The organism is Streptomyces sp. NPDC002206 (genome assembly GCF_053593595.1).
This window is the reverse complement of sequence record NZ_JBSFCW010000076.1, coordinates 1-8,574: the sequence shown is the minus strand read 5'-3', so window position 1 is coordinate 8,574 and position 8,574 is coordinate 1. Positions and strand designations below refer to the sequence as shown.

7 protein-coding genes and 4 pseudogenes are annotated in these 8,574 nt (G+C 67.3%); 3 read left to right on the top strand and 8 right to left on the bottom strand.

The features are described 5' to 3' along the window. Positions 1 to 242 (bottom strand): annotated as a pseudogene (locus tag ACWCP8_RS40860) (potassium transporter TrkA); the annotation flags it as partial. Then, positions 218 to 871 (bottom strand): tyrosine-type recombinase/integrase, encoded by a 654-nt coding sequence (locus ACWCP8_RS40855; RefSeq protein WP_451121607.1) that lies wholly within the window; start codon positions 869 to 871, stop codon positions 218 to 220. The gene ACWCP8_RS40855 and the pseudogene ACWCP8_RS40860, both read right to left, overlap by 25 nt. A 191-nt stretch (positions 872 to 1,062) precedes the next feature. On the opposite strand from ACWCP8_RS40855, the gene ACWCP8_RS40850 reads away from it, so the two are divergent. Continuing rightward, complete coding sequence (locus tag ACWCP8_RS40850; RefSeq protein WP_326600902.1) at positions 1,063 to 1,473, top strand: hypothetical protein; 411 nt, start codon at positions 1,063 to 1,065, stop codon at positions 1,471 to 1,473. A 1,139-nt stretch (positions 1,474 to 2,612) separates the two neighbouring features. On the opposite strand, the gene ACWCP8_RS40845 is transcribed toward ACWCP8_RS40850, so the two are convergent. After that, positions 2,613 to 3,065: a MarR family winged helix-turn-helix transcriptional regulator gene (locus ACWCP8_RS40845; protein WP_451121605.1), complete on the bottom strand. Its 453-nt coding sequence runs from the start codon at positions 3,063 to 3,065 to the stop codon at positions 2,613 to 2,615. A 998-nt stretch (positions 3,066 to 4,063) separates the two neighbouring features. After that, positions 4,064 to 4,264, bottom strand: a pseudogene (locus tag ACWCP8_RS40840) (transposase); the annotation flags it as partial. A gap of 50 nt (positions 4,265 to 4,314) precedes the next feature. Between ACWCP8_RS40840 and ACWCP8_RS40835 the strand changes: the two are divergent. After that, positions 4,315 to 4,707: pseudogene (locus tag ACWCP8_RS40835) on the top strand (transposase); the annotation flags it as partial. Here ACWCP8_RS40835 and ACWCP8_RS40830 read toward each other — a convergent pair. Continuing rightward, positions 4,677 to 5,084 (bottom strand): transposase, encoded by a 408-nt coding sequence (locus ACWCP8_RS40830; protein ID WP_352272455.1) that lies wholly within the window; start codon positions 5,082 to 5,084, stop codon positions 4,677 to 4,679. The pseudogene ACWCP8_RS40835 and the gene ACWCP8_RS40830 overlap by 31 nt on opposite strands. Positions 5,085 to 5,116: 32 nt before the next feature. Beyond that, positions 5,117 to 5,701 (bottom strand): DinB family protein, encoded by a 585-nt coding sequence (locus tag ACWCP8_RS40825; RefSeq protein ID WP_352272457.1) that lies wholly within the window; start codon positions 5,699 to 5,701, stop codon positions 5,117 to 5,119. A gap of 215 nt (positions 5,702 to 5,916) precedes the next feature. Between ACWCP8_RS40825 and ACWCP8_RS40820 the strand changes: the two genes are divergently transcribed. Further along, the gene (locus ACWCP8_RS40820) at positions 5,917 to 6,285 is read left to right on the top strand and encodes a hypothetical protein (RefSeq protein ID WP_451121602.1); all 369 of its coding nucleotides are present in this window, start codon (positions 5,917 to 5,919) and stop codon (positions 6,283 to 6,285) included. Positions 6,286 to 6,384: 99 nt separating this feature from the next. Here ACWCP8_RS40820 and ACWCP8_RS40815 read toward each other — a convergent pair whose 3' ends face one another. Together ACWCP8_RS40815 and ACWCP8_RS40810 are read right to left on the bottom strand one after the other, a co-directional pair. Further along, positions 6,385 to 6,801: a hypothetical protein gene (locus ACWCP8_RS40815; RefSeq protein WP_267007579.1), complete on the bottom strand. Its 417-nt coding sequence runs from the start codon at positions 6,799 to 6,801 to the stop codon at positions 6,385 to 6,387. A 705-nt stretch (positions 6,802 to 7,506) separates the two neighbouring features. Further along, positions 7,507 to 8,441, bottom strand: a pseudogene (locus ACWCP8_RS40810) (IS5 family transposase). Between the last annotated feature and the right edge of the window lie 133 nt (positions 8,442 to 8,574).

Here is an 8,574-nt window from a genome sequence, read left to right as displayed (position 1 = left end):
AGCATCAGCCCGGCGACGCCGGAGAGCAGCTGGATGACCTGCCGGGCGGCGGATTCGTCGATCGCCGGGTCGCCCATCGCGAACAGGTCGAGCAGGGTCAGATACGCGGCGTGCAGGGGGTGGTCGCCTGTAGTGAGGGTGGACGCGACGGCCGGGGTCAGGACCGCCGAGCCGACACCCAGCGCCGGCCGACGCAGACGGCGCGAGAGGATCTGGCTCAGCGGGGCGTTGCGGCCTCCCATGCATCGTTGTAGAAGAGCGCGAGCGCGGCGGCCGTGTCGACACCCGCCTCGTCGAAGGCCTTGTGGGACGGCTCCGCAGCCCCCAGGATGCGGACCGCCTCGACGCCGACTACCACCCGCGCAGAGGCACGGAGGCTGCTGGTCTGGCTGATGGAGCGTCGAATCGAGGTCGTGGTGATGGAGGCAACATCCGACTCTGGCGCTGTGTCTACTACGTGTTGCAGCCGCACCTGAACCTGATGCTCTGGCCGATGCGGGCGGGGTCGACCGGCTCGCGGGGCGCGGCAACGCGAGCGGCGAGCCGGTCGACGCACGGTGCGCCGGTGCGGCCGGAGCGTGGTCATCTTCGGTCTCGTATTCGTGGTGCGGATTCCGGGAGCGGGCCGCCGCCAGAGGTGGACGTAGTGCTCGGCCATCTTCTCGGAGACCTGACCGAGGTAGCGCTTGACGTGCGTGAGGTCGGCGCCGTTGCGCAGGAGATTGGTGGCCCGAGTGTGCCGGGCTTGGTGGGCGACGTAGTGCCCGATGCCGAGGGTGTCCACCCAGTCGCGAAAGCGGCAGCCGAACCAGGAGCGGGTAGGGGGTTTTTCTGTTCTGCTTGTTGTGGTTGATGGTTCGAGTGGTGGCATGAATGCCGGTCGCAGCCACTCGTTGATGGCTGCGACGAGGACGGTTGCTTCGCAACGACAGCTGGAACGCCGCGTTGCCACTTTGCACTCCGCCAATATGAGCATATGCTCTTAATTGTCGGCTTGGGATCACCTGCGGTCGGCGTCCCCACCCACACCCGGTCTCGCGGCCGGACCTACGAAGGAGAAACATGTCGAACACAAATGACAGCAAGACCCAGGGCCTCAGCTACTACCCCTGGTGGCTGGACAAGCTGGCCGACAATGTTACCGGGAACGGCTCGTTCATCGACAACGGCCCCATCCAGGGCCCCGAGGCCGTCCACTCGGTCGTGACCGCCGCCCGCGGGCTGTACGAGTTCCAGGACTTCACCTACACCGGCGACTACGGCGACAACGGCTTCATCGAGGAGTACACCACCCGGGTCAAAGGTGAGACTCTCCATGTCGTTGTCACCGTCGCCCGCAACGCTGCCGGCGAGTGCGAGCAGCTCGTCGTGAACCACCGGCCGCGCAACGCGATGCTGCTCTTCTCCCGTGAGATGCACAAGAAGTTCGCCGGCACCCCCCTCGCCAAGCACTTCCTCGCCGACGAGTCCTGAACCGACGGCGTCACCGATCATCCCGGCCCTCGCCAGGGCCGGCCAAGGCATCGCGACGGTAGGCCTTCAGGCCCGACCCAGGCCGGGCCGACGCCGCGGTTGCGACGGGGGACGCCTGCCGCATCGGCGTCCCACCCCACCAGCACGCCTCCGACACCGCCCGCATCGCCGTGACCGACGCATCCACGCGCCAGCTCAACCCCCATCCAGGACCTGCCTGGCGCAGCCTGTAGCCCAGTCGTCCGTCTCCACCTCCGTTGTCCCGGCCAAGCTGCCGCTGAGGGAGATAGCCCCCATGGGCGATCGTCATCGGCACCTCATGCTGGTACTGCTCTACTTCGTGGCGCCGAGCAGGGCGCTATTTCCGTCGTCAGCGGCGCGGGCGTCCATGAGTGGGTGCATGACAGCCGCCACTTGGTCGACTTCCCGTGCCACTGACGAGGATGCCGTGCACCCATGGAATCCGCACCCGTGAGGAATCCCCTCGTTCGAGGCGTGCTCGAGGCGTGCTCGCCGCCTGGCCGCAGGTGTCTCGCCCTCGTCGTCGCCTCCTTTCCCGGCGAGCCGAGTGTCGACAGCTCCGTCGGCTTCGAAGAGGTTCATGCCGCGCCCCGCGAGCACGAGGTCGAGATCGTAAGTCGCCACCAGCAGCTGCCCGGGGACTTACCTGCCACGCTGCTGTGGCGCTTGCGACTCTCGGCCGTGGCCACCCACGCGACCCTCTGGGGCGCGTTCGCACTCGTTTTCGGCGAGCTGGCGCAACGGGCGCTCGAACCGCCGCTCCGCCCCGAAAGCGCACTGGGTGACGGTTTTCCAGCGCCGGCTGAAGCATCACCGGTGGTAGACCCCCTGGAACCTGCCCGGGCCCGTGCCACCCCTGTGGCACGGGCCCGCCGATCCCCTGGACGCGCCTCCTCTTCGGCACTGCAGGGAGCGCCGACAGTCAGGCGCGTCGTGGATGCAGAGTCCGCAGACGAACACTGCATCCCTCGGCTTTGGATGAGTGCGCGGGTGACAGCGGGCGCGGTTTCACCGTGGGTACCGCCGGCCAGGTCGTCCGAGACGGTCCGCCGACCGTGCACCACGCTTGCGTGGCGCGCTGGGCTCAGGCCCTGCGGAGGGCTCTGGGAATCGTGGCCCTACTCGGCCCAGGGCTCGAAGCCGGTCTCAAGGACGGCTCCGAGGGACGCGCGCAGTCGAGCCGCGTCGGCATCCCCGAACGTCTCCTCGAACCGGGCCTGCACCGCCCGCCACAGGGGCAGCGCCTCCTGGACCCGGGACAGTCCTTCCGGCGTGAGCGTGACAATCCGCGCGCGGCGGTCGACCGCCGACGACTCGATGGTCACCAGACCCTCACGGGCAAGCGGCTTCAGGTTCGAGGCCATCGTCGTACGGTCCATGGCGATCATCTCGGCAAGGCCGGTGATCGTCGTCTCCCCGTACGCACTGAGCTTCTGCAGGATGCTGAACTGCGTCCCGCGCAGACCGACCGGCGCGAGGGCCTTGTCGTAGGCCGCTCCGAGATACCGCGCCGCTTTGCGCAGCGCCAGGTTGTTGCACAGGGCTGCGCCATCCATCGATACAGCGGCCATCGTCGCCTCCAGAATCTCTCCCACTCATTATAGGAGCAAGTGCTCATACAGGCGAAGGAGCTTCATCACGCCCGGTGCGCGACACTCGCTGCGCCTGACGCCAGAGCGCCGATGGCGACGGCTGAGCCAAAAGTCGAAGCCCGGCCCGGCGAGGAGCAGCCGTACGAAGGATTCTGGCGGTCCTGGGCGCATCCGGGCACCAGCCGCCTTCAATCACCCCGCTACCAACTCCAGCGCCTTGTGGATGGGTTTCGTGCAGAGCGGTGGCCGGTCTCCCGGCTGATGGCTGAAGCCCCATGAACGGCCGGGCGGCTCGCCGGGCCAGCTGAGGCCCCGAGAGGGGATGTACTGGTGCCGCTGGTCGACGGTGGGCCGGCAGGCGTGATCCGGGGTCCGGCCTTGCCACCTCAGCAATACGAGTATATGCTCCTAATGTGATAGTGCACCTTCCCGGTCCGCAGGAGGGTCCGTCTTCCGCATCCGATGCATCGCTTCTCGCGGGAGCACAGGCGAGCACCCGTCGGCACTCCGAACCGTCACTCGTCCCACTGGAGGTCGCTGTGAAGACAGCCGACGGCACCCCACGATCGAAACGGACCGACCTCATGCTTCCCGCCAACATCCCCAGGGGTCGCCCGCGGCTGCGCCGCATCCGCCTTGCCGGCACCATTGCCGCGCCGCGACTGCCCGCTACCGCGATTCGCCCACATGACTTGCCGTTGCTGGGTGCTCCGTCGAGTGTGGAAACCTCCTCACACCCCAGGTCTGTACGGTCTTCGGCTCTGTCGCAGAGTCGGAATGCTGTTGGTGATCTGCGCTCGGCGGGCGAAACTGGACGGTCCCACCCCTGCTGATCTCGATATGGTGGTCCGCTGGTGAGAGCGGGGGGAACGAGCGGTGGGAGGGGTGACCGCGATACGGGGTGTGAACGTGACCTCCGAGGCGACAAACTCCGGTGTCGGCAACACCCCGTTTGCCAGCGCGTCTAAGAGGGTGTCTCACGTGGCAAGTTTCGCGAGCTTCTTGTAGCAGGTCAGGGCGGCGGCCAGGCCGAGGAAGGCGAGGAAGTGCGAGCCCTTTCGTTCGTATCGGACGGTGAGGCGGCGGTAGCCGAAGAGCCAGGCGATTGATCGTTCGATCTTCCAGCGGTGCCGACCGAGGCGTTCGCCGGACTCGATGCCGGGCCGCGCGATGCGCGCGACGAGCCCGCGCTCGCGCAGCCAGGCCAGGTGTTCGACGGAGAAGTACGCCTCTTTCCCAGGTCCTGATCTCGATGCCCGGCATCGGGGTCAGGACCGCGGCCCGCATCCTCATCGACGTCGGCGACGGCAGCGGCTTCGCCACCGCCGGCCACCTCGCCGCCTACGCCGGCCTCGCACCCGTGACCCGCAGCTCCGGCTCCTCCATCCGCGGCGAACACCCCTCCCGGCGAGGCAACAAACAGCTCAAAAGAGCCTTCTACCTCGCCGCGTTCGCCTCGCTCTCCCAGCCCGAGTCACGCGCCTACTACGACCGCAAACGCCGCGAGGGCAAACACCACATTGCCGCCCTCATCGCACTCGCCCGACGCCGCATCGACGTCCTCTTCGCCATGCTCCGCGACGGCACCTTCTACCAACCGCCCACACCGGCTACGGCTTGACGAAAGCCATAGAGGCACCTTTTGGCGCGAACGGAGGCCGCGTCGACGATCGCCGAGGTCCAGTCCACCTCGCCCCGGGCCCCGAGTTCGTCCAGCACCGCCCGGTGCAGCCGACGCCACAGGCCGGCCTCGGTCCATACCGTGAAGCGGCGATGCGCGGTGGCGGGCGACGTGCCGAACGTCGGCGGCAGATGCCGCCAGGCGCAGCCGCTGGTCAGCGCGTACACCACTGCCGTGAACACGGCCCGCTGGTCACACGGAGCGGTCCCACCACCTTGCGGACGAGCAGCGAACGACGGCAGCAACGGGGCGGCCAGCTCCCAGAGTTCATCAGGAACCAGACGCTTCGATAGATCAGCACCCACGACCGGCCGCATGCCGCACGAACATCAAGTCACGTGAGAGACCCCTAAGCCTTGATTGGTGCGGCCGACCTGGCGGCCTGCTCGATCTTCGCGCAGTAGGCTGCACGGGCTTCCTCGTCGATCTGCTTCTCGTGTTCGGGGCGCAGCCCGGTCCGGCCGTCGAGGCCCTCGCGCAGGATATCGGCGTGCCCGGCATGCCGGTTGGACTCGCCGAGGACATGGACCATGACGGCGAACAGGTTCGTGTTGGAATAAGGCTCCGGCCACCACGGCACGTGGCCGGGGGCGTCGAGGGGAAGCTCGTTGATCGTCGCGTCCGAGTGTTCCCACGTGCGCCGGTAGAACCCGATGATCTGATCGCGGGTCTCGTCCTCGGTCGCCCACAGATCGCTGCCGTCGGAGTCCTGCCACCGGGGCAGCGGTTCCGGGGAAGGGCGGTCGAAGACCTCGCCGAAGTACCTGGCCTCGACGGTGGCCACGTGCTTGACCAGGCCGAAGAGGTTGGTCCCGGTCGCCGTCAAAGGTCTGCGGGCGTCGTATTCGGACAAGCCGTCGAGCTTCCAGAGCAGCGCCTCGCGGTCCCGCCGCAGTCTCCCGTGCAGGTTGTCCTTCGCGAATTCATCGATCATGCGGCATGAGCCTGCCATGGGCTGCTCGTGGTCTCAAGATCCCGTACGTGGTCCGCAACGACTGGCAGAGCCGAGGCCTGGCCATGGCCGCCGCCCTGACCTGCTAGAAGAAGCTCGCGAAACTTGCCACGTGAGACAACCTCTAAAACATGGCTAGCTCAGACGACCAAAGAGACAGGCTCTAGCTAGGCGGATGTTGCGGCACCGCCGATCTCGTGAAGCGGTTCCCCGGCGTCACCGTCTACGCGACCCCCGGAACCATCGAGGTCATGCACAAGCAGGCCACCGTGGGACGCCAGGAACTGTGGGACAAGCGCTTCCCCGGCCTGATCCCCGACACCCCGGTCCTGGCCGAGCCCGTCCCCGCCGAGGGCTTCTTGCTGGAGGGCAACCTCATCGAGGCCGTCGAGGTCGGTCACACCGACACCGACAAGACCACGGTCCTGCACGTGCCGTCGATCGGCCTCGTGGTGGCCGGCGACGTCGTCTACAACGGCGTGCACCAGTACATCCTCGAAGGCGGCGACGGCGGCCTGCAGGAATGGCTCCTGGCCCTCGACCGCGTCGCCGCGCTCCAACGGTGAGTTGGTCTTCGCCGAACCCTGGGAGAGCCGCGCCTTCGGCATGGCTGTCGGCCTATACGAGTCGGGCGCCTGCACCTGGCCGCAGTCCGGGTCGCTGATTCAGGACTCGTCCTCGGCGAGGAAGTGGTCGGCGACGGGGGTGCCGGCGAACTTCTCGTGCATGAGGCGGGAGAAGAGCAGCATCGCGTTGCGCGGGCGGTGCAGTACCGCGAGGTCCTGGGCCTGCCCGGCGGCGTTGCGGGTGACCGTGACGACGACCTTCAGGGGCTCGCCGTGAATCGAGGAGTCGTAGATCTCGAGGAAGCCGTCGTCGCCGAAGTCGCCGGTGTAGCTAAAGTCCTGGTGCCCGTACAGTTCGCGGGCCTTGACCACGATGGAGCGGACCGTCTCGGCGCCGCGCGCAGTGCCGTTCATTGCCGCGCCTTCCAGGGTGGCGTCGTCGGCCAGGTTGTCCAGCCACCACGGGTAGTAGCTGAGGCCCTGACGGTCGACATCGCCGTTGCCTGCGTTCTGCATGTCGTGTCTCCTTCGAAGATCCCGGCCAAAGGCCGGATGGTGGTGGGGGGGGGCGGGGCAGCACCGGCCGATATATAGGAGTATATCCTCGTATTTTGCTTACGGGCAAGCGGGGTACCCGGCCGCAGGTCCGCCGGGTCACGCCACCAGTCCTTGCCTCGGAGCCGCATATGCTCCTAGGTCGTGTCCGGCCGATCGTTCGTTTGTGATGGAACGTGCATGATGTCGCCGAGGTCCTGGCATCTGCGGCGCCACCACGGCCAGGCACGTGGAGCATGAGGGTTGGGCAGGGTGCGTGCCAGGAAGTCGGCGTCGGCATCTTTGACGATCGACGCGATTTCCCGGGCCGCTCGTCTGTCGAAAGCGCCGATGGCTCGCTCTATCAGGAGTCGGTCATCCCAGATGTCGTAGCCGGGCAGGTGTGGCTCGGGCAGGTAGAGAGGCCATCCTGGACGGCGTACGAACGCTTGCCAGCAGTGGACGGCGTCTTCGAGCTGCCGGATGGGTAGGCCGCGTTCGGCTTCGAAGCGGGCCGCCTGACGAAGTGTGTGAGGTGAGAGCCGTGAAGGCCTGCGCCGGTAGCCCCGAAGATGGGACCGGCAGAGGGCGTCCAGACGTAGAGCAGCCGCCGTCTTGCGGGGCATGACTCTTCTTTCGCAAGTAGTGATCTCGGTGAGGAACTCTACTGTGGGAGCTTGCGGCAGGTCAGGTCCTGAGCCAGATGAGAAGTGCCGCTGCGGTCACAGTGCCGAGGAAGACGTGGCCCCGCTTGTCATAGCGGGTGGCCACGGCCCGGGACTGCTTCAGCCGGTTGATCACCCGTTCCACGACGTTCCGCCTTTTGTAGCGCTCCTTGTCGAAGCCTGGTGGCCGCCCGCCCCCAGTACCTCGCTTCAGACGGGCGGCCCGGGAGTCGGACTTTCCCGGGATCGCGTGCTTGATGCCGCGTCGGCGCAGGTAGCGGCGGCAAGGCCCGTTGCTGTACGCCTTATCTGCGGCGACGCTGTCCGGCTTCTTGCGCGGCCTGCCCGGCCCGAGGCGAGGCACGCGAATCTCCTCCAGGACGGAGATGAACTGGGTGCAGTCGGCCCGTTGGCCTGGCGTCACGATCAGCGACAGCGGCCGGCATCGGCCGTCCGCGCTCAGATGGACCTTGGTGGTGAAACCGCCGCGCGAGCGGCCGAGTCCCTCACCTGCTGGACCACCTCCACCAGCCGGGCGACGAGGCTCGTCCACGGTAATTCGCTCTGGTGTCCCACCACCGCTGCCCCCTTTGAAGCGGTGACGGGCGGTGGGGGTGTCCGACGGGCACCGGCCGCGTGCTGGTGGGCGCGCATCGCAGTGGAGTCGACCGAGATATCCCAGTCGATCTCCCCAGCCGCATCAGCCGCGGCCTGGACCTGCTGCAGCAGCCGCTCCCATGTGCTGTTGGCCGACCACAACCGGTGCCGCTCGTAGACCGTCTTCCACGGCCCGAATCGCTCTGGCAGGTCACGCCACTGCACGCCTGTGCGCACGCGGTGCAGGATGCCGTCGATCACCTGCCGGTGATCCCTCCACCGGCCACAGCGACCGTTGCTCACCGGCAGCAGCGGCCTCAGCCGCCCCCATTCCTCGTCAGTCAGATCACCCCGACCCATAACCAGATCAACGAATCAGATGATCGACCGGACACGGCCTAATACTCCAGCAGTACTTTGTGGCTTGACCTGGGGAAACGTCGAGCGGTGGGAGTGTAGCGGGCAGGTTGCCGTCACGGACGGCTTCTGCCCG

What these genes read in the sequence shown, in the direction of transcription:
- ACWCP8_RS40845 (WP_451121605.1), bottom strand. Translation starts at nt 3,065, where the DNA reads ATGGCCGCTGTATCGATGGATGGCGCAGCCCTGTGCAACAACCTGGCG.
- ACWCP8_RS40815 (WP_267007579.1), bottom strand. Translation starts at nt 6,801, where the DNA reads ATGCAGAACGCAGGCAACGGCGATGTCGACCGTCAGGGCCTCAGCTAC.
- ACWCP8_RS40830 (WP_352272455.1), bottom strand. Translation starts at nt 5,084, where the DNA reads ATGCGGCCGGTCGTGGGTGCTGATCTATCGAAGCGTCTGGTTCCTGAT.
- ACWCP8_RS40855 (WP_451121607.1), bottom strand. Translation starts at nt 871, where the DNA reads ATGCCACCACTCGAACCATCAACCACAACAAGCAGAACAGAAAAACCC.
- ACWCP8_RS40850 (WP_326600902.1), top strand. Translation starts at nt 1,063, where the DNA reads ATGTCGAACACAAATGACAGCAAGACCCAGGGCCTCAGCTACTACCCC.
- ACWCP8_RS40825 (WP_352272457.1), bottom strand. Translation starts at nt 5,701, where the DNA reads ATGATCGATGAATTCGCGAAGGACAACCTGCACGGGAGACTGCGGCGG.